Annotated in this window: 20 protein-coding genes; 10 read left to right on the plus strand and 10 right to left on the minus strand. The window is 74.5% G+C overall.

Features of this window, described 5'->3' with window-relative positions:
* Window positions 1–13 precede the first annotated feature (13 nt).
* On the minus strand, window positions 14–1366 hold the full coding sequence (locus ABZ809_RS03820; RefSeq protein WP_357560866.1) for a YibE/F family protein: 1353 nt from the start codon (window positions 1364–1366) through the stop codon (window positions 14–16).
* Window positions 1367–1694: 328 nt separating this feature from the next.
* On the opposite strand from ABZ809_RS03820, the gene ABZ809_RS03825 reads away from it, so the two are divergent.
* Window positions 1695–2210: a hypothetical protein gene (locus tag ABZ809_RS03825; RefSeq protein ID WP_357560867.1), complete on the plus strand. Its 516-nt coding sequence runs from the start codon at window positions 1695–1697 to the stop codon at window positions 2208–2210.
* Window positions 2211–2292: 82 nt separating this feature from the next.
* On the plus strand, window positions 2293–2922 hold the full coding sequence (locus ABZ809_RS03830; protein WP_357560868.1) for a DUF305 domain-containing protein: 630 nt from the start codon (window positions 2293–2295) through the stop codon (window positions 2920–2922).
* 291 nt (window positions 2923–3213) lie between these two features.
* Here ABZ809_RS03830 and ABZ809_RS03835 read toward each other — a convergent pair whose 3' ends face one another.
* The gene (locus ABZ809_RS03835; RefSeq protein WP_357560869.1) at window positions 3214–3516 is read right to left on the minus strand and encodes a metal-sensitive transcriptional regulator; all 303 of its coding nucleotides are present in this window, start codon (window positions 3514–3516) and stop codon (window positions 3214–3216) included.
* A gap of 149 nt (window positions 3517–3665) precedes the next feature.
* Between ABZ809_RS03835 and ABZ809_RS03840 the strand changes: the two genes are divergently transcribed.
* The 4 genes from ABZ809_RS03840 (at window position 3666) to ABZ809_RS03855 (ending at window position 7592) form a co-directional block, all read left to right on the plus strand.
* On the plus strand, window positions 3666–3875 hold the full coding sequence (locus ABZ809_RS03840; protein WP_357560870.1) for a cation transporter: 210 nt from the start codon (window positions 3666–3668) through the stop codon (window positions 3873–3875).
* Between the two features lie 26 nt (window positions 3876–3901).
* Window positions 3902–4903 carry a hypothetical protein gene (locus tag ABZ809_RS03845; protein WP_357560871.1) on the plus strand — a complete coding sequence of 334 codons (1002 nt, stop codon included), beginning with the start codon at window positions 3902–3904 and terminating at the stop codon, window positions 4901–4903.
* A gap of 11 nt (window positions 4904–4914) precedes the next feature.
* Window positions 4915–7170: a heavy metal translocating P-type ATPase gene (locus tag ABZ809_RS03850; RefSeq protein ID WP_357560872.1), complete on the plus strand. Its 2256-nt coding sequence runs from the start codon at window positions 4915–4917 to the stop codon at window positions 7168–7170.
* Window positions 7171–7442: 272 nt separating this feature from the next.
* Entirely contained in the window at window positions 7443–7592 is a 150-nt protein-coding gene (locus tag ABZ809_RS03855; protein WP_357560873.1) for a hypothetical protein, read from the plus strand.
* 183 nt (window positions 7593–7775) lie between these two features.
* Here the strand turns inward: ABZ809_RS03855 and ABZ809_RS03860 are convergent, their stop codons facing one another.
* On the minus strand, window positions 7776–9212 hold the full coding sequence (locus tag ABZ809_RS03860) for an MFS transporter (protein WP_357560874.1): 1437 nt from the start codon (window positions 9210–9212) through the stop codon (window positions 7776–7778).
* A 101-nt stretch (window positions 9213–9313) separates the two neighbouring features.
* On the opposite strand from ABZ809_RS03860, the gene ABZ809_RS03865 reads away from it, so the two are divergent.
* Entirely contained in the window at window positions 9314–9820 is a 507-nt protein-coding gene (locus ABZ809_RS03865; protein WP_357560875.1) for a helix-turn-helix domain-containing protein, read from the plus strand.
* A gap of 15 nt (window positions 9821–9835) precedes the next feature.
* On the opposite strand, the gene ABZ809_RS03870 is transcribed toward ABZ809_RS03865, so the two are convergent.
* The 3 genes from ABZ809_RS03870 to ABZ809_RS03880 form a co-directional block, all read right to left on the minus strand.
* The gene (locus ABZ809_RS03870; protein ID WP_357560876.1) at window positions 9836–11131 is read right to left on the minus strand and encodes a sigma-70 family RNA polymerase sigma factor; all 1296 of its coding nucleotides are present in this window, start codon (window positions 11129–11131) and stop codon (window positions 9836–9838) included.
* Window positions 11128–11496 carry a YciI family protein gene (locus tag ABZ809_RS03875; protein WP_357560877.1) on the minus strand — a complete coding sequence of 123 codons (369 nt, stop codon included), beginning with the start codon at window positions 11494–11496 and terminating at the stop codon, window positions 11128–11130. Before ABZ809_RS03875 ends, ABZ809_RS03870 begins: the two co-directional genes overlap by 4 nt.
* Window positions 11497–11593: 97 nt before the next feature.
* Window positions 11594–12832, minus strand: coding sequence for a DUF2786 domain-containing protein (locus ABZ809_RS03880; RefSeq protein ID WP_357560878.1), 1239 nt, complete (start codon window positions 12830–12832; stop codon window positions 11594–11596).
* Between the two features lie 210 nt (window positions 12833–13042).
* Between ABZ809_RS03880 and ABZ809_RS03885 the strand changes: the two genes are divergently transcribed.
* Both ABZ809_RS03885 and ABZ809_RS03890 read left to right on the plus strand, forming a co-directional pair.
* Window positions 13043–13528 (plus strand): DUF2243 domain-containing protein, encoded by a 486-nt coding sequence (locus ABZ809_RS03885; RefSeq protein WP_357560879.1) that lies wholly within the window; start codon window positions 13043–13045, stop codon window positions 13526–13528.
* Window positions 13525–14403, plus strand: coding sequence for a cytochrome c oxidase assembly protein (locus ABZ809_RS03890; protein WP_357560880.1), 879 nt, complete (start codon window positions 13525–13527; stop codon window positions 14401–14403). The genes ABZ809_RS03885 and ABZ809_RS03890 overlap by 4 nt, the downstream gene beginning before the upstream one ends.
* Here the strand turns inward: ABZ809_RS03890 and ABZ809_RS03895 are convergent.
* The 4 genes from ABZ809_RS03895 to yidD all read right to left on the minus strand — a co-directional run bounded on the left by ABZ809_RS03895 (window position 14363) and on the right by yidD (window position 17072).
* On the minus strand, window positions 14363–15322 hold the full coding sequence (locus ABZ809_RS03895; RefSeq protein WP_357560881.1) for a sensor histidine kinase: 960 nt from the start codon (window positions 15320–15322) through the stop codon (window positions 14363–14365). The genes ABZ809_RS03890 and ABZ809_RS03895 overlap by 41 nt on opposite strands.
* Complete coding sequence (locus ABZ809_RS03900) at window positions 15319–16152, minus strand: MEDS domain-containing protein (protein WP_357560882.1); 834 nt, start codon at window positions 16150–16152, stop codon at window positions 15319–15321. The genes ABZ809_RS03895 and ABZ809_RS03900 overlap by 4 nt, the downstream gene beginning before the upstream one ends.
* Window positions 16153–16246: 94 nt before the next feature.
* A complete protein-coding gene (locus ABZ809_RS03905; RefSeq protein WP_357560883.1) occupies window positions 16247–16699 on the minus strand; it encodes an ATP-binding protein in 453 nt (150 codons plus the stop codon).
* 49 nt (window positions 16700–16748) lie between these two features.
* Window positions 16749–17072: a membrane protein insertion efficiency factor YidD gene (gene yidD / locus ABZ809_RS03910; RefSeq protein ID WP_357560884.1), complete on the minus strand. Its 324-nt coding sequence runs from the start codon at window positions 17070–17072 to the stop codon at window positions 16749–16751.
* 212 nt (window positions 17073–17284) lie between these two features.
* Here yidD and ABZ809_RS03915 point away from each other — a divergent pair, with 212 nt between their 5' ends.
* The gene (locus ABZ809_RS03915; protein WP_357560885.1) at window positions 17285–17692 is read left to right on the plus strand and encodes a four-helix bundle copper-binding protein; all 408 of its coding nucleotides are present in this window, start codon (window positions 17285–17287) and stop codon (window positions 17690–17692) included.
* Window positions 17693–17776: the final 84 nt, after the last annotated feature.

The following is a 17776-nucleotide window of genomic DNA, read 5'->3' on the forward strand; positions in this document are numbered from 1 at the left end:
ACACTGCGTGGTGTCACCATGCGGTCTCCGTACTCCTGCCCCCGTCGGGCCATCCGCTGCGGGCGGTGGCAGTCGGGTCCGTGGCGCGTGCCCCGCCGAGCGCCTCCAGCGCCTCGGACCGGTCGGCCGCCGGTCGGGGAGCCGGCGTGGTCGGGGGTTCGGCTTGCTCGGAAACTTCACCGCCGCGCCGCCCGGCGGTGGTCACCACGGCCGCCAGCCCGGTGGTCAGCGGCACGGCGGCGATCAGGCCCAGGGTGGCGACCGCGCTGCGGACGATCTCCTGGGCCAGGAACTCGCTGGTCAGAATCTGGGTCACCGCCCGGGAATCGGCGGTCAGCAGGAGCAGCACCGGCAGGGAGGCGCCGGCGTACGCCAGCACGATGGTGTTCACCGTCGAGGCGATGTGGGCGCGGCCGACCCGGGTCGCCGCGCGGTAGAGCTGCATCCGGGACAGCCCCGGGTTGGCGTGCGCCAACTCCGTGACCGTGGCGGCCTGGGTCACCGTGACGTCGTCGAGTACGCCGAGAGATCCGATGATGATCCCGGCCAGCAGCAGGCCGTGCAGGTCCACGTCGACCTGGAGCACGGACAACGTGGTGGCGTCCTCGGAGCCGAACCCGGTCAGGTGGGTCGCGGCGGTGGCGATGGTGCCCAGCACGCCGGTCAACACCAGGCTGCCCAGCGTGCCGAGCACGGCTACCGAGGTCTGTGCGGTCACGCCGTGGGTCAGGTAGAGCACCACGAACATGATCAGGGCGGCACCGACGACCGCGACCAGCAGCGGGGGGCTCCCGGCGCTGATGCCGGGCAGCACGAAGGTCAGCAGGATGGCGAAGCTCGCCGCCAGGCCGGCCAGCGCGGCCAGCCCGCGCCACCGCCCGAACGCGACGATCGCGGCCGCGAAGAGCACCACCAGCCAGACCAGCGGCTTGCCGCGCTGGTGCTCCGCGATGTTGTAGGTGCTGATCGAGGGGTCGGCGGGGTCGGTGAGCTGGACCAGGATGATCTCGTCGCCCACGGCGACGGCCGGCGCGCCGGGACCGGCCGGCACCGGCGTCTCCACCTGCTGACCGGCGGCGGGGCCGTCGTCCACCCGTACGGTGACCGTCCCGCAGGGGCCCTGCGCCCCGTCCGGGCCTCCCTCCGGGGTTTCCGGGGCCGGTGGGCACGGCTCCGTCACCACCCGCGTCACCGTGCCGTGCTGCCGGGGCGGTTCGGTGCCGGCCGCGGGGTCGGGCGCGTCCCACGGCCACAGCACCAGGGCGGCGATCAGCGTGGCGACGAAGAGGGGCACCACCGTCGCCACGAGGATCCGTCGCACCCCGGGCGGGGCGGATGGAGCAGGCCGGGTGTGGTCGGCGCCCATCGAGTCTCTCTCCCAACGATTCCGGGCGGGGGCGTGCGGGCGGGCCGGTTCAGCCCCGTCGCGTTGCCGGGGCGTGGACCGTACCCGTGCGGCGGTGCGGTGACGTGCCGCGGTCGTCGTCCCCCGCCCGGTCGGGGGCGCGCGGCGGGCGGTACGAAATCCGGAGGGTCACCGGCCGAATGGTAGCCACCCCGGCGTCCCGGCGCAGTTCGTGCGGGCGGTGTCGGGGTGTGGGTCCGGCCGGAACCGTTGTGATTCCGGTCCCGGTCGGGTGTCGTGCCCGCGTGGTGGCCCGCGGCGGCCGGGCCGACCCGCTAGCGTCCCAGGTGTGCGGACGACGGTGACGGCGGCGTGGTGGGCCCGGGTCCCGCTGCTCGTCTGCACGCTGCTCGGTCTGGCCGCGATGCACACCATCGGCCACGACTCGCACCCGACGGGACACTCCGGCACCCCGCCGGCACACGCCGCCGGGCCGGCACACGCCGCCGGGCCGGGTTCGCACGGCGACGGGGTGGGCGCGCCGGTGGTGGCCCGGCCCGACACCCTTCTCCCGTACGCCGCCGGATCGGTTCTCCGGTCCGGCGCGGGCTGCCCCGGTGACTGCGGGTCCGACCGGCTCCTGCCGTCCAGTGGCCCGGGCGGAGGGCTGCCCGGTTGGGGCGTGTGCCTGGCGGTGCTGGGTGCGTTCGCGGTCACCCTGCTGTTCGCCGCGCTGCTGTCGGCCGTCGTACGCGCTGCCGGCCCGCCGGGGGGTGGCTCGGGCGGCTCCGCTCCCTCGTCCCGGGCCCCGCCACCCCGGCCGGTGGGCCTGCGGCTCGCCACGGTCTCGGTGCTGCGCAGATAGGACGCGTCCGGTGCGGTCCGGCGGTACGCCGTTCCGCGCCCTCGTCGTGCTGCGTACGTTCCGACATCGAAAGGCCCAAGACATGACTATTCGTACCCTTGTGCGCCGTGCCGCCCTGGCCGGCGTCGCCCTCACCGCCGTCCTCGCCGTGACCGCCTGTGGTGACGACGACCACTCGTCGCCAGGCACGGGGCACGGCACGCCCGGCAGCGGCGGGCCGTCGGCCACCGCCACCGGCGCGGCCGCCTTCGGCGACGCCGACGTGATGTTCGCCCAGATGATGATTCCGCACCACCAGCAGGCGGTGGAGATGGCGGACCTGGCCGCGACGCGCGCGGCGGACCCGGAGGTCAAGCGGCTCGCCGCGGAGATCAAGGCGGCGCAGGCGCCCGAGATCGCCACGATGAGCGGCTGGTTGACGGCCTGGGGGAGGCCCGCGCAGTCGCCGGGAGCCGAGATGCCGCACATGGACCACGGCATGCCCGGCATGATGTCCGACGCCGACATGACGAAGCTGGCGGCGGCCTCGGGCCGGGAGTTCGACCGGCAGTTCCTGACCATGATGATCGCCCACCACGAGGGCGCGATCACCATGGCTCGGGACGAACTGGCCCGGGGCATGAACGCTGAGGCCAAGGCCCTGGCCGAGCAGATCGTCAGCAGCCAGCAGGCCGAGATCGACACGATGAGGAAGATCCTCGGTCGGTTGTGATCCGGTGGCCCCGGCGCCTCTTTCGGGGGGCGCCGGGCCCATGCGCGCCGCGCTGGCCCCCGGGCCCCGGGCCCATGCGCGCCGCGCTGGCCCCCGAGACCGCGGACCCCGCCGCGCCACCCAAACCGCCCCGAACGAGACATCACTCCGCCCTGCCCCTTGCCGGCCCCTCGGCGATCTTGCACTTCATGCCCGGACAAAGCCGACATTTCAACCCAGAGTGGGGGCTGGAAGTGCAAGATCGCGAGCCAAAGGCGGGTGCGGGAGTCCCGCCGTCGGGGGGCCGCGGACTCAGCCGCGCTTCATCAGGCGCCCGACGGCGGCCATCATCTCGGTGGCCATCTCGTCGGCGCGGCCCTCGGCGGCGCCCTCGCGCATGCAGTGCCGCGAGTGCCCGTCGAGCAGGCCGAGCGCGACCTTGTCCAGAGCGGCCTGGATCGCGGAGATCTGGGTGAGCACGTCGATGCAGTAGCGGTCCTCGTCGACCATCTTCTCGATGCCTCGGACCTGCCCCTCGACGCGGCGCAGCCGCGCGAGCAGCTGGTCCTTGGTGGCGGTGTAGCCCCGGGTCGGGGCGGGCGTCGGTGTGGTCATGGGGTCGAGGATACCGTACCCCTCGGGGGTATGGTACGGTGCTCGGTGTCCGATACCCCCACCCGGTAGGGGTACATGATCTAGGCAGCGTTCCGCCTCCGATTTACCCCCTGGGGGTATAGGCTTGGCGGAGTCGAGAGGAGAGTTCGATGGTCACCACGACGTACCAGGTGCAGGGCATGACCTGCGGGCACTGCGCCACCTCGGTCAGCGCCGAGGTCGGCGCGATCACGGGCGTCAACGACGTACAGGTCGACGTCGCCGCCGGCAAGGTCACCGTCACCAGTGCAGGTCCGTTGGACACCGACACCGTGCGCGCCGCCGTCGACGAGGCCGGCTACGAGCTCGTCGGCGCCTGACGGCCACGGAGAAAACGAGGCACACCATGAACACGGCGACGAAGCTGAGCGGTTTCGCCCTCGGCATCGCGGCGGTGTTCGGCGCGACGTACGGGGTCGGCCGCGTGGCCGGCCCCGTGACCCCGCCCGCCGAGACCCGTCACGACCCCAGCGGCGACCACGGGGCCACCGGCGAGGGCGACCACGGAGGCGAGCAGGGGGGCGCGGCCCACCTGCCCGGCGGGCTGCTCGTCTCCGACCGCGGCTACACCCTCCGCCCGGTCGACGCCGCGGCCGGGCAGTTCGCCTTCCAGGTCACCGGCCCCGACGGCCGGGCGGTCACCGCGTACGACGTGGCGCACGACAAGCGCATGCATTTGATCGTCGCCCGCCGCGACCTCTCCGGCTTCCGGCACGTACACCCCGAGATGGGGGCGGACGGCACCTGGCGGGTCGACTCGCCGCTCGGCGGACCCGGCGTCTGGCGGGCGTTCGCCGACTTCACCCCGACCGGTGGCGAGGCGTTGACGCTCGGCGTCGACGTGACCGTACCCGGCGCGCTGACCGGGCGGCCCCTGCCCGCCCCGGCGACCAGCACCACGGTCGACGGCTACACGGTCACCCTCGCCGGCACGCCCCAGCCCGGCCGCACCGCCGACCTGACCCTGACCGTGAGCCGCGACGGCGCGCCGGTCACCGATCTTGAGCCCTACCTGGGGGCCTACGGCCACCTGGTGGCGCTGCGTCAGGGCGACCTGGCGTACCTGCACGTGCACCCGCACGGCGAGCCGGGCGACGGGTCGACCAGGCCCGGCCCCGACGTGAGCTTCTCGGCGGAGATGCCGTCGGCCGGTGCCTACCGGCTCTACCTGGACTTCAAGCACGGCGGCGTCGTGCGTACCGCCGAGTTCACCGTCGTCGCCGGCAGCCCGGCAGGGCCGGTCGCCCCGGCCCCGACGGGCGTCCCGACGGCGAGCAGTACGCCCGCCGCCACGAGCTCCCCGACCGCCGACGCCGGCCACGGCGTCCCCGGTCACGGGCACGACTGACGGGATCCGTGATGACGACCAGCAGCAAGCCCTTGCCGTACGCGCCGAACCAGATCGAGTTGGCGATCGGCGGGATGACCTGCGCCTCCTGCGCGGCCCGGATCGAGAAGAAGCTGAACCGGATGGACGGGGTGACCGCCACGGTCAACTACGCCACCGAGAAGGCCACCGTCCGGTACGCCGACGAGGTGACCCCGGACGACCTGATCGCCACGGTCGAGAAGACCGGCTACACCGCCGCCCTGCCGCCCCCGCCCGCACCCGCCGGCGCGGAGCCGGCCGCCGCGCGGGTGGACGAACTACACGCCCTGCGTACCCGCCTGTGGGTCTCGGCCGTGCTCACAGTGCCGGTGATCGTCCTGGCGATGGTCCCCGCCTGGCAGTTCGACTACTGGCAGTGGCTGTCGCTGACCCTGGCCGCCCCGGTCGTGGTCTACGGCGGCCTGCCCTTCCACCGGGCGGCCTGGATCAACCTCCGGCACGGCGCGGCGACGATGGACACCCTGGTCTCCCTCGGCACGCTGGCCGCGTTCGGCTGGTCGATCTGGGCGCTCTTCCTCGGCACCGCGGGTACGCCGGGGATGACCCACCCGTTCACCCTCGCGATCAACCGCAGTGACGGCGCCGGCAACATCTACCTGGAGGCGGCGGCCGGGGTGACGGTGTTCATCCTCGCCGGCCGCTACTTCGAGGCGCGGGCGAAGCGGACGGCCGGTGCGGCCCTGCGCGCCCTGCTGGAGCTGGGCGCCAAGGAGGTCGCCGTGCTGCGCGACGGCACGGAGACCCGGATCCCGGTGGACCAGCTCGTCGTGGGGGACCGGTTCGTGGTCCGGCCCGGCGAGAAGATCGCCACGGACGGGGTGGTCGACGAGGGCACCTCGGCGGTCGACGCGAGCATGCTCACCGGCGAGTCGGTCCCGGTCGAGGTCGGCCCGGGCGACTCCGTGGTCGGCGCGACCGTCAACGCCGGCGGCCGGCTGGTGGTCACCGCGACCCGGATCGGCGGCGACACCCAGCTGGCCCAGATGGCCCGGCTGGTCGAGCAGGCGCAGAGCGGCAAGGCGGCGGTGCAGCGGCTGGCCGACCGGATCTCCGGCGTCTTCGTGCCGATCGTGATCGCCCTCGCGGCGGGCACCCTCGGCTGGTGGCTCGGCACCGGAGGGGGCGCCACCGCGGCGTTCACCGCCGCCGTGGCGGTGTTGATCATCGCCTGCCCGTGCGCCCTCGGGCTCGCGACGCCGACCGCCCTGCTGGTCGGCACCGGCCGGGGCGCGCAGCTCGGCATCCTGATCAAGGGGCCGGAGGTGCTGGAGTCCACCAAGCAGGTGCACACCGTGGTGCTGGACAAGACCGGCACCGTCACCACCGGCCGGATGACCCTGGTGGACGTGCTCCCGGCCGACGGCGAGGACCGCGCCGAGCTGCTCCGGCTCGCCGGCGCGCTGGAGTCCGCGTCCGAGCACCCGATCGCCCAGGCGGTGGCGGCCGGCGCGGCCGAGGCGGGCACGTTGCCGCCGGTGACCGGCTTCGCCAACGCCGAGGGGCTCGGCGTGAGCGGGACGGTCGAGGGCCGGGAGGTGCTGGTCGGCCGGGCCCGGCTGCTGCGCGAGCACGGCCTCGACGTACCGGAGGAGGTCGAACGGGCGGCGAGCACGGCGGAGGCCGAGGGGCGGACGGCGGTGCTGGTCGGCTGGGACGGCCGGGCGCGGGGGGTCCTCGCGGTGGCGGACGTGGTCAGGCCGACGAGCCGGGCGGCGATCGCGCGGCTGCGCGCGCTCGGCCTCTCCCCGGTGCTGCTGACCGGTGACAACACCACCGTCGCCAACGCGGTCGCCGCCGAGCTGGGCATCGACGAGGTGATCGCCGAGGTGCTGCCCGCCGACAAGGTCGCCGTGGTGCGGCGGCTCCAGGACGAGGGGCGGACGGTGGCGATGGTCGGCGACGGGGTCAACGACGCCGCCGCGCTGGCCCAGGCCGACCTCGGCCTGTCCATGGGCACCGGCACGGACGTGGCGATCGAGGCGTCCGACCTGACCCTGGTCCGGGGCGATCTGATGGCCGCCGTGGACGCCATCCGGCTCTCCCGGCGCACTCTCGGCATCATCAAGGGCAACCTGTTCTGGGCCTTCGCCTACAACGTGGCGGCCCTGCCGCTGGCCGCCGCCGGCCTGCTGAACCCGATGATCGCGGGCGCCGCGATGGCGTTCTCCTCGGTCTTCGTGGTCGCCAACAGCCTCCGGCTGCGTGGCTTCCGACCGGTCGCCTGATCCCACCGTGCCGCGCCGCCGACCCGTCACCGGGCCGGCGGCGCGGCGCTGTCAGCCCGAGGTCGCCGCGGTGCCGCGATCGGGAGGCGCCGACGCCGGGGCGTTCGGGTGGTTGGGTGGCGGCCGGGCGGGGTACACCGAGGGCGTACCGGCTCAGGACGGCCGACGTGTCCCCCGGGTGTGGCCACTCGTTGGCAGGACGACGTCGCGCCGCCCGGCGTCGGCTGAGATCCGTGCCCCGTCAGACGGCTGAGACCCGAACGGGAGGCATCGTGTCCCGATCCGTCGTGTATGCGCGGCGCGCCGCCGCGATGGTGGCGCTCTGGGTGCTGGTGGTGGGATGCCGGGACGCGGCGCGGGAGCAGGCCGCCGCCCCGGCCGGCGTCACCCCACCGAGCCCGACGGCCCCCGCCGTGCCCTGACCGAGGGGACCGCCGACCGGATCCACGTTGGCTCCCGGGCCTCCCGCCCGGCCGCCTGGACGGACTCCGCCCGGCCGCCGTCAGTCGGGGGCGTCCGCCCGCCGGATCCGGCCGTGCAGGTCGGTGCCCCGGATCACCTGTACGCGCCACGGCCTGAGCCGCAGAACGTGCCCACTCCCCGCCTCAGGCCGCAGCCGTGACGGACACGGGCGTGGGCGCCGCGGAGGTGGCGGACCCGCGACGGACACCGAACGCGGTGACGATCGCGGCGACGACCGCGAACACCACCGGCACGACGAGCCCGTGCCGGACAGCCGCCATCCCGATCCCGCTGCCCGGTGCGCCGTCGGCCGCGGCGGCGCTGACGGCGGTCACCGCCGAGACGCCGAGCGCCGTACCGAGCTGCATCGACGTGTAGAGCAGGCCGCCGGCCAGCCCGTGCTCGCGCTCGTCGACCCCGTCGGTGGCGGCCATGGTCAGGGGACCGTAGGCGAACGAGAACGCCAGGCCGAGCAGGAGCATGCCGGGCAGCATCGCCGCGTACGTCCAGTCGGGCGCGACCGGCAGGAACAGCGCGTACGCGAGGACGGCCGACAGCATGCCGCCGAGCAGGACCCGGACGTGGCCGAAGCGGTCGACGAGCCGGGGAGTGAGCGTGGGGGACAGGATCATGTCGATCGCGACGACGAGCATCGCCAGGCCGGTCTGTAGCGGAGTCCAACCCCGCAGTTCCTGAAGGTAGAGCGTGATCATGAACTGGAAGCCTGCGAAGGAACCCAGGAACAGCAGCGCCCCGACGTTGGTGCGCACGAGCGGCCCGGAGCGGAGGATGCCCAGCCGCACCAGCGGGTTGGCCGAGCGCCGTTCGATCACGACGAAGGCCGCCACGAGGGCCAGGCCGGCGGCGAACACCCCGACGGTGAGCCCCGTGCCCTCGCCGGCGTGTTCCAGGCGCACCACGCCGTAGGCGAGCAGCAGCATCGCGCCCGTGACGCTCAGCGCGCCAGCGAGGTCGAACCCACCCGTCGGCCTGACCTTCTCCGTCGTGTCCCTGAGCAGGACGACCGCGGCCACGAGGATGACCGTGGCGAGGATGACCGGGGCGAAGAACACCCAGCGCCAGCCGACGGAGGCCAGCAGGCCGCCGGCGACCAGGCCCAGCGAGAAGCCGCCGGCGCCGATGCCGGCGTACACGCCCAGCGCCCTGGTGCGTTGCGGTCCCACGGGAAAGGCGTTGGTGGCCAGGGCCAGTCCGGCGGGGGTCATGAACGCGGCGGCGACGCCGGTGACGAAGCGCGCCACCAGCAGCAGCCAGCCCTCGCTGGCGAGACCGCCGAGACCGGAGAACGCCAGGAAGACGACGAGCCCCAGCAGGAACATCCGGCGGCGGCCGAGCAGGTCCGCCGCCCGCCCGCCCAGGAGCATGAAGCCGCCGTAGCCGAGGACGTACGCGCTCACCACGCCGCTGAGCATCCCGGTCGACAGGCCGAGGTCCGCCCGGATCGCCGGCAGCGCCACGTTCAGCATCGCGACGTCGATCCCCTCCAGGAAGATCGCCCCGCACAACACGAGCAGCACGCCCCACGCCCGTCGGTCCGTGCGACCGGCTGATGTAGCCATGGTTGATCGGCTCCTTCCGCTGGACCGGCTGCCCTCGGTTCTCCCCGTGCATGCCGGTTCCTTCTTGTAACCAGGAGGATCGTCAGGCACCATCAACGGCCATGGAAGACGGAACTTCGCGGTCCCTCGGTAACTGCGGGGATACCGACGCCGACTACGACGTGTTCCAGTGGGACACCAGGGAGGACTGCGAGGTCCGCCAGATCCTCGACCGGGTGGCCGACAAGTGGTCCCTGCTCGTGATCGCGCTGCTCGACAAGCGCAGCCTGCGCTTCACCGAGCTGCGTCGGCAGATCGACGGGATCAGCCAGCGGATGCTCGCGCGTACGCTCCGGCACCTCGAACGCGACGGCCTGGTGAGCCGCACGGTGTTCCCGACGGTGCCGCCCCGGGTCGACTACGCCCTCACCCCGCTCGGGGCGACCCTGCACGAGACGATCCGGGCCCTGGTGACCTGGACGGAGACGCACCAGCGCGAGATCGCCGCCGCCCGCGCCGCCTACGACGTACGGGCGGCCGAGGAACGGGAAACGGCCGAACGGGACGCGGCCGAACGGGAGCGGATCGCCCGGCAGGCGCTCACGGGATCCCCGGGGCGGGCGGTCTGAGGCGTCGGTCGACCGCTACCCCACGTCGCTCGACGTGCCCGCCCGGGGCAGCCGCTGCCCGGCCGTCCCGGCGCCCGGAGCCAGGCGCGCGGCCCGCAACTCCAGGTAGCGCTGCTCCGGCAGGCTCGTCGTCCCCCGGGCCGCCGCCAGGTACGCCGCCCGCGCCGGTTCCGGCTCGCCGGCCAGCTCCAGCAGGTGGGCGCGGACGGCGGCGAGCCGGTGGTGCCCGGCGGTGCGGTCGTCGGCGTCGAGCGGGGCGAGCATGGCGAGGCCGGCCCGGGGCCCCTCGACCATGGAGACGGCCACCGCCTGGTTGAGGGTGACCACGGGGCTCGGGGAGACCCGGGCGAGCAGCCGGTAGAGCGCGACGATCTGCCGCCAGTCGGTCCGCTCGGCGGACGGGGCCTCGGCGTGCACGGCGGCGATCGCGGCCTGGAGCTGGTACAGGCCCGGCGGCGACCAGGTCAGCGCTTCGGTGATCAGGGCGATCCCCTCGGCGATGGCGGCGTGGTCCCAGCGGGCGCGGTCCTGCTCGGCGAGCGGGACCAGCTCACCGGCCGGCCCGGTCCGGGCCGCCCGGTGGGCGTCGGTGAGCAGCATCAACGCCAGCAGCCCGGCCACCTCGCCGTCGTCCGGCAACAGCCGGTGCAGCAGACGGGCCAGCCGGATCGCCTCGGCGGTGAGGTCGACCCGGTGCAGGTCCGGCCCGCCGGACGAGGTGTGGCCCTCGTTGAAGACCAGGTAGAGCACCTGGAGCACGGCCCGCAGCCGCTCGTCCCGTTCCCCGGGCCCGGGCAGGGTGAACCGGGCCCCGGTGGCCCCGATCCGCTGCTTGGCCCGGCGGATGCGCTGGCTCATGGTCGCCTCGGGCACCAGGTACGCCCGGGCGATCTGCGCGGTGGTGAGGCCGCCGACCGCGCGCAGCGTCAGCGCGACCTGCGCCGACCGGGCCAGCGCCGGGTGGCAGCAGAGGAACAGCAGCATCAGGGTGTCGTCCCGGTCGGGGGGTTGCTCGTCCGCCGCGGGGGCGACACCCGCGTACGCCGGCTCGCGGGCGGCCAGCGCGGCCTCCCGGTCCCGGCGGGCCCGCTCGCTGCGCCACTCGTCGGTCAGCCGGCGGGTGGCGACGGTGAGCAACCAGGCCCGGGGGTTGTCCGGAGTTCCCTGCGCCGGCCACTGCGTCGCGGCGGCCAGCAGCGCCTCCTGCACCGCGTCCTCGGCGGCGTCGAACTGGCCGTGCCGGCGCACGAGCAGCCCGAGGACCTGCGGCGCCAGGACGCGCAGCAGGTCCTCGATCCGCGCTCCGCTCACTCCTCGGTCCCGGCCTCGCCCATGAGCGCCCGCACCTCCAGCGCGCCGAAGCCCAGCCGCACGTCGGGCCAGCTGGCGGCGATCTCGGCGGCCCGCTCGGGGCTGTCGCAGTCGACCATCAGGTAGCCGGCGAACTGCTCCTTGCTCTCCATGAACGGCCCGTCGGTCACCTCCGGCCGGTCACCGACCAGCCGCGCCGTACGCGCCTGCGACGGGTCCGCCAGGGCCTCGCCGCCGACGAGCTCGCCCGACTCGGTCAGTTCCCGCATGATGTCGTCGACCTCGCCGAAGAGCGCGGCACGCTCCTGCTCCGACAGTTCCTCAACGAATCCCGGGCGGTTCCAGATCAGCAGCATGTACTTCATCGCCTGCTCCTCGTGTCGTCGATCGCGCCCATGGTGGCGCGTTCCGGGGAGAGGTCGGAGCCGACCCGCCGTTTCCGACAACCCGACGGGAGGGATTTCAGCGTCGGCCACGTACCTGGCGCTTCGGGCCCGGGCCGGGACCGAGCGAGGCGCGGTCGGCGGCGGACGTGCCCGACGACCAGCCGTCGGCGTCGCGGACGCTCAGTCGGGACCGGGTGACGCCGGGAAAGAGCGAGTCGACGCGCTCGCGTACCGCCTCGGCGCGGGTGGCGAGCACCGGCAGCAGCCGCTCCGGCCCGGTGCGCGCCGCCGCCTGCCGGTCCGCGTCCTCCGTGGCCGCCCGCAGCCGCTCACCGATCCGCAGCGCGAAGGCGTTGAGGAAGGACTCGTCGTAGTCCCTGGTCCGCCGGCCGCCGCCCCTGGTCCGCCGCTCGTCCCTGCCGCGCAGCATCGCGGCGGTGGCCTGCACGAGCAGCGAGGTGTAGAGCAGCTCGACCGCCTCCAGGTCGGCCGGCCAGCCCAGCACCGTGGTGAAGCCGAGGTCGTCCGACCAGACGGCCTCGCAGCGGTTCGCCGCCGCCACCTCCTGGGCCAGCAGCGCCTTCGCGCCCGCGTACGGGGGCTCGGTGCCGAGGCGTACCCCGCCGGGCTGGTCGGCGGGCTCGGCGACCCCGGCCAGCAGCGCCTGGTCGATGCTGTGCCGGGCGATCAGCTCCTGGGCCTTGCCGGTCAGCGCCTCCGCCTCCGCCGGGTAGGTGGTCGACTCGGCCTTGGCCAGCAGTGCCCGCACCCGGTCGAGCATCCGGGAGCCGCCGGCCGCCCCGCCGCGTGCGGTGCCCGCCCCGGTGGCGCCGGGCGGCGGCCGCAGCACGGCGATCGGCGGCAGCCCCTCGACCAGGGCCAGCACGTCGACCGCCGTCCGCAGGGCGGTGAACCGGTCGCAGCCGGTGCGGGCCGACCAGCCGACCAGGTGGGTCTCGTCGGCGTCCCACCACACCGCCGCGCCCAGGTCGCGTAGCTGGTCGTCCCACCACGGCGGCACCGGCCCGGTCAGCCCGCGGCGCTGCGCGGCGAGCGCGTCGGTGACCAGCCCGACGGCGCGGGTGTCGAGCCGGCGGGCGGCGAGCCGGGTCAGGTCGACCGGCTGCCAGCCGTGCCGCGCCAGCCGTCCGACGCCCCGGGCCAGGCGCCGCAGGAGCGCGGCGTCCACCGCCGCCGCGCCGTCCGCGGCGCCGGTGCCGATCATGAGTCGGTCCAGCTGCCGCTCCGCGAGGCGTACGTCGGTGCCCCGCACCGCCGCGAGGGCGTCGCTGATCAGTTCCTCGGCGTCCGGCACGGCACGTCCTCCTGCGGTCTGCTTCGGCGCGCCCGGGGAACGATCGTCGCCTGCCCGCCGAAGGTACCGCCGGGCCCGCCCCCCGTCCGCCCGTCGTGACCGCTGCCACCGGAACCGTTCGGTCCCACCGTTGCGTCGGCGGGGAACTTCCGCATGGTGCGGCCGGTCCCGGGTAGTTCGGGACGACGCGAGTGATGCGAGGTTCCCGAGATGGCGAGATCGTGGTTGCCGGACAACGGCCCTGACACACCGGATCCTCGCCGGTCCGTCCTGGCCGCCGCGGTGATCGGCGTGGCGGTGATGGCGGCCGTCGACGAGATCGTCTTCCACCAGATTCTCGGCTGGCACCACTTCTACGACCGCTCCACCCGCGCTGTCGGGCTGTTCTCCGACGGGCTGCTGCATTCGGCCGAGCTGCTCGCCCTGGTCGGCGGCTTCTTCTGGTACGCCGACCTGCGCCGTCGGGGTGTCCTGGTGCCCCGGGCCGCCTGGGGCGGGTTCCTGCTCGGCGCGGGGGCGTTCCAGCTCTTCGACGGCATCGTCGACCACAAGGTGCTGCGGCTGCACCAGATCCGCTACGGGGTGCACCTGCTCCCGTACGACGTGGTGTGGAACGCGGCGGCGGTGGTGTTGTTGCTGCTCGGTGCGTGGGTGACCTGGCGGGTGCGGTCCCGCCCGGGCCGAGCTGCCCGGTGACGGCGTTCGCGCACACCGGTGCCGCCGCCGGGCCGGACCCGCTGCCGCTCGCGGCGGTCGCGTTGCTCGCCGCCGGCTACCTGCTCGCCGTGTCCCGGGCCCGGCGTGGCTGGCGGCGTCGGCGTACCGTCGCCTGGCTGGCCGGCTGCGCGGTGCTCGCGGTGGCCCTCGGTCCGCTGGCGGGCGGGCCCGGCGACCCGCGTGTGCACATGGCCCAGCACCTGCTGTTGGGCATGGTCGCGCCGCTCGCGCTGGCCCTCGGCGCTCCGGTGACCCTGCTGCTGCGGGTCGTGCCGCCGCCGGTCGGCCGCAGGGTGGGGCGGTTCCTGCGGGCCGGGCCGGTGCACGTGCTCGCCCATCCGGTGACGGCAGCACTGCTCACCACGGGCGGGCTGGCGTTGGTGCTGCTCACCCCGCTGTATGCGGAGGCCGAACGGAACCCCGTGCTGCACCACGCCCTGCACGTGCACTACGTCGCCGCCGGTTACCTGCTCGCCTGGTCGGTGGCCGGCCCGGATCCGGCCCCGCGTCGGCCGGGCCCGGCGGTGCGGATCGCCGCGCTGATCGGCGCGGGGGCCGGGCACGCCGTGCTGGCCAAGTACCTCAACGCGCACGCCGCCACCCTGCCGCCCGGACTACCGCACCGCGACATCGAGGCGTTGCGCGCGGCGGCCCGGCTCATGTACTACGGCGGCGACGTCGCCGAACTGCTGCTCGCCACAGCCCTCTTCGCCGCCTGGTACCGCCGGGGCCGGCCGCGCCGTCCGGCACCCTCGGGCGGCGCGGGATCGCCCGGACCCGCGCCGAGGTGCGCAGCCGACCGGGTCGGCCCGGTCAGCCGGTGTACGGGTTCCCGGCCGTCAGCCGGAGCGTGAAGCCGGCGTCGTCGCGTTGCCAGGTCACGTGGTTGCAGGACTGGTAGGTGATCCAGACACCGAGCCCGCCCGGTCCGCCGTCGGACGCGGGAAGCAGCCCGCAGTACGGGTCTTCCGGCCCGTCGCCGCCGTCGCTGACCGCCGTCACGATGCGGTCGTCACCGGCCCAGACGCGCAGCCGGACCGGGGGACGGCCGTGGCGCAGCGCGTTGGTGACGATCTCGCTGACCGCGACCACGAGATCCTCCACGTCGTCGACCGGCACCTGCCCCTGGTCGGCCTTGCGCACGGCGGCGCGCGCCTCGGCGGCCGTCGGGTCGGTCAGCTCGACGGCCGGCGGCTGCGTCTCGACGGGGTCGGGCACGATCGGGCGGTTCTCCCGCAGGTACTCCGTCGGCGGGGTCCAGGTCGGGCTGGGCAGGTGCCGGCCGTCGGGGGTGGCGAACCGTGGATGCGTCCGGGCCACGTCCGCCAGCACCGACGCCGGGGTGATCCGGGTGTCGTACGCGCACAGGCTCCACAGCGGGAAGTCGTCGTACGCGTGGTTGATCGCCGACTCGTAGCGTGCCCACCAGTCCCAGGTAGCGCCGAAGGAGACCGGCGGCACCTCGCCGATGATGCGGATCTGGCCGGCTCCGGCGGCAACCTGCTCGGCGAGGAGCTGACGATAGGACCGGATGGCGGCGGTGGGCCGGGCGTAGACGTCGCCACCGGGCAGGAACTCGACCGCGGCCCCGGCCGGCAGTGCCGAGCGGACCAGCCCGCCCGTGCGCTCGCCCAGGGCCACGAAGGTGGGCTCACCCGCCTCGACGCCGCCGAGCAGGAACGGCACCGCGACGGCGAGCAACTCCTCGTCGGAGGCGTAGCGGACAGCCTCGTGGTAGTAGCCGTGGTGCTGGGCGGCGGCGCCGGTCCTCATGCCGCGGCCTCCACCCGGATCCCGGGCAGGTTCAGCAGGTCGACCAGGCGGGCCGTGGCCCTGTGCGGGGTGCGCAGCACGGCGGTCGCGCGGCGGCGCTGCGCGTACTCGCCGAGGTGGGCCAGGGCGCGATGGTCCAGGAAGCGCAGCCCGGACGCGGACAGCACCAGCTCACCGTCGGTGGGCCGCAGGTCGGCGCGGTCCAGCGCGGTGCGGAACAGCTCGTGGTTCGACATGTCCAGCTCGCCGGTCAGCGCGGCGTGCCCGTCGGCGGGTGCCACGGCGTACAACCGGAACAGCAGGCCCTCGACGTTGGTCTGCGGGTGCATGCAGGCCAGCTCGACGACCGCCCGGTCGCCCAGCCTCGGCCGGTGGTAGGCGCACACGGCCGAGAACGCCCCGGTGCGCATGTAGCGGTCGATGAGGTGCTCGTAGCGGGTGAAGACGTCGAGCTGGGCCGGGGTGCGGACCAGTTCGGTGGCCTCCGCGACCACGCTCAGGCCGGTGTGACCGGCGGCCAGCGCCTCCTCCGTGGCGGCCGCGTAGGCGGCGACCTGCGCCGCCGGGTCGACGACGTGGTCGGGCGAGTAGGTCGAGGCCAGGGAGACCACCGCGGCGGCGCCCCGGCGCTCGGCGGCGGCGAAGTGGGGCAGCGCGCGCAGCCGCTCGGCCACCAAATCCGTGGGCTGCGGGGTGATGTACCAGAAGCGCTCGCCGCGGGCGAGGCTCGCGGCCAGGTGGCGAGCCGTCCGGTCGGCGAGAAACTCCGGGTCGTCGTACGCCCAGCAGACGTGATCGTGTGGCGTGGTGTGTCGTTCACCGTCGATCACGCTTGATGCCTCACGACAAGCAGTGTAGGCCGCCGGGAGGCGCGTGCCACCCCCGTGACCTGCCGGACCCGCTCCGGCCCACTCGGCCTCGGGGTCAGGCGTGTCTGGCCCCGGTCAGGCGCGTGCTGCGGGGGAAGGACGCCCAGATGTTCTTGGTGGTGCCCGTGGCGTACCAGCCGACGTCGAGGGACAGCGCGCGGGCGAGTTGCAGGCCGCGCCCGCCGGTGTGCAGGGCCTCGGGGTCGGCGAGTTCCGGCTGGGAGGCCAGGTCGTGGTCGGCGACGTCGAGGATGAGGTGGTCGTCGGTGGCGAGCAGCCGGACGATGGTCGGCGGGATCCCGTGCCGCAGGGCGTTCGTGGCGAGCTCGGTGGCGATCAGCGCCACCGACTCGGGCACCTCCTCCAGGGACTCGTCCGCGCCGAGCACGTCGCCGGTCAGCTCCTCGTGCAGGGACGCCCGCAGTGCCCGCAGGTCCGCCGGTTCGGACAACGTCCACCGCCGCAGCTCGGTGGCCTGCGGGGGTGGCGAACCGCTCAGTCGACCCATGGCCCCTGTTGTACCCGATCTCGGGTCCCCACACTCCCGACGGGGCGGGTCAGCGTACGGGATCGTGGGTGCCACGGGGCACCCCCGGGCGGCAGCGCCGCACCCGCTCGGCGGCCATCCGGCCGCCCACCGCCAGGCCGTGCCGCTCGACCGCCGTCAACCCGTAGGCGCCGCAGGTCGGGGTGAACCGGCACTGCCCCGGCCAGTGCGGCGACAGCCACCGGCGGTAGCCGCGGATCGCCGCCACCCCCGCCCGGTCCAGCACCGGTGCGCGGGTGGCCGCGGCCGTCGCCGAGCCCAGCATCAGCAGGGTGGAGAACAGGCCGAGATCGCAGCAGTCGCAGCAGCCGTCGGGGTTCTTCGATTTCGACATGTACCGCTGCTGCCTGCGGTTTTCGCGGGCTGTCTCCCGGATGCGCCTGAACATGGACCGATCATCGGCCAGCGCGGGCAGCGGCGTGCCGCCGCCCCCGGAATTCGCCGCCGGGTGGGACCGGACGTTCGTCGCGGGACCTGTCTCTCCGGATCCGCATGGTGCGCGACCGTCGCGGGTAGTGCACAGGCAATGACCGAGAGGAGACCATCGTGCCCAGCACCACGAAGGCCATGCTCGACACGTACCCCGAATCGATCAACCTGGACCGGGCCGCACTGGCCGCCGTCATCGAGGCCCTGAACACCTGCGCCCAGGCCTGCACCGCGTGCGCCGACGCCTGCCTCAGCGAGGACATGGTCGCCGAACTGGCGAAGTGCGTACGCACGAACCTGGACTGCGCGGACATCTGCACGACGACCTCCCGGGTGCTGTCCCGGCACACCGGCTACGACGCCAACATCAGCCGGAGCCTGCTGGAGGCGTGCGCCGCCGCCTGCCGGGCCTGCGGTGACGAGTGCGCCAGGCACGCGGCCATGCACGAGCACTGCCGGGTCTGCGCCGACGCCTGCCGCGCGTGCGAACGGGCCTGCCGCGACCTGCTCGCCACCATGAGCTGACCGTCCGGAGGCGGGGTGAGGAAGGGCCCCTTCCTAACGCTATGCGTTAGGAAGGGGCCCTTCCTTACACCGCAGGAGCCGGCC

The sequence above is a fragment of the Micromonospora sp. NPDC047074 genome (genome assembly GCF_040643815.1).
GTDB lineage: Bacteria > Actinomycetota > Actinomycetes > Mycobacteriales > Micromonosporaceae > Micromonospora.

What these genes read in the sequence shown, in the direction of transcription:
- ABZ809_RS03820 (WP_357560866.1), bottom strand. Translation starts at nt 1,366, where the DNA reads ATGGGCGCCGACCACACCCGGCCTGCTCCATCCGCCCCGCCCGGGGTG.
- ABZ809_RS03830 (WP_357560868.1), top strand. Translation starts at nt 2,293, where the DNA reads ATGACTATTCGTACCCTTGTGCGCCGTGCCGCCCTGGCCGGCGTCGCC.
- ABZ809_RS03835 (WP_357560869.1), bottom strand. Translation starts at nt 3,516, where the DNA reads ATGACCACACCGACGCCCGCCCCGACCCGGGGCTACACCGCCACCAAG.
- ABZ809_RS03840 (WP_357560870.1), top strand. Translation starts at nt 3,666, where the DNA reads ATGGTCACCACGACGTACCAGGTGCAGGGCATGACCTGCGGGCACTGC.
- ABZ809_RS03845 (WP_357560871.1), top strand. Translation starts at nt 3,902, where the DNA reads ATGAACACGGCGACGAAGCTGAGCGGTTTCGCCCTCGGCATCGCGGCG.
- ABZ809_RS03850 (WP_357560872.1), top strand. Translation starts at nt 4,915, where the DNA reads ATGACGACCAGCAGCAAGCCCTTGCCGTACGCGCCGAACCAGATCGAG.
- ABZ809_RS03860 (WP_357560874.1), bottom strand. Translation starts at nt 9,212, where the DNA reads ATGGCTACATCAGCCGGTCGCACGGACCGACGGGCGTGGGGCGTGCTG.
- ABZ809_RS03865 (WP_357560875.1), top strand. Translation starts at nt 9,314, where the DNA reads ATGGAAGACGGAACTTCGCGGTCCCTCGGTAACTGCGGGGATACCGAC.
- ABZ809_RS03875 (WP_357560877.1), bottom strand. Translation starts at nt 11,496, where the DNA reads ATGAAGTACATGCTGCTGATCTGGAACCGCCCGGGATTCGTTGAGGAA.
- ABZ809_RS03885 (WP_357560879.1), top strand. Translation starts at nt 13,043, where the DNA reads ATGGCGAGATCGTGGTTGCCGGACAACGGCCCTGACACACCGGATCCT.
- ABZ809_RS03895 (WP_357560881.1), bottom strand. Translation starts at nt 15,322, where the DNA reads ATGAGGACCGGCGCCGCCGCCCAGCACCACGGCTACTACCACGAGGCT.
- ABZ809_RS03905 (WP_357560883.1), bottom strand. Translation starts at nt 16,699, where the DNA reads ATGGGTCGACTGAGCGGTTCGCCACCCCCGCAGGCCACCGAGCTGCGG.
- yidD (WP_357560884.1), bottom strand. Translation starts at nt 17,072, where the DNA reads ATGTCGAAATCGAAGAACCCCGACGGCTGCTGCGACTGCTGCGATCTC.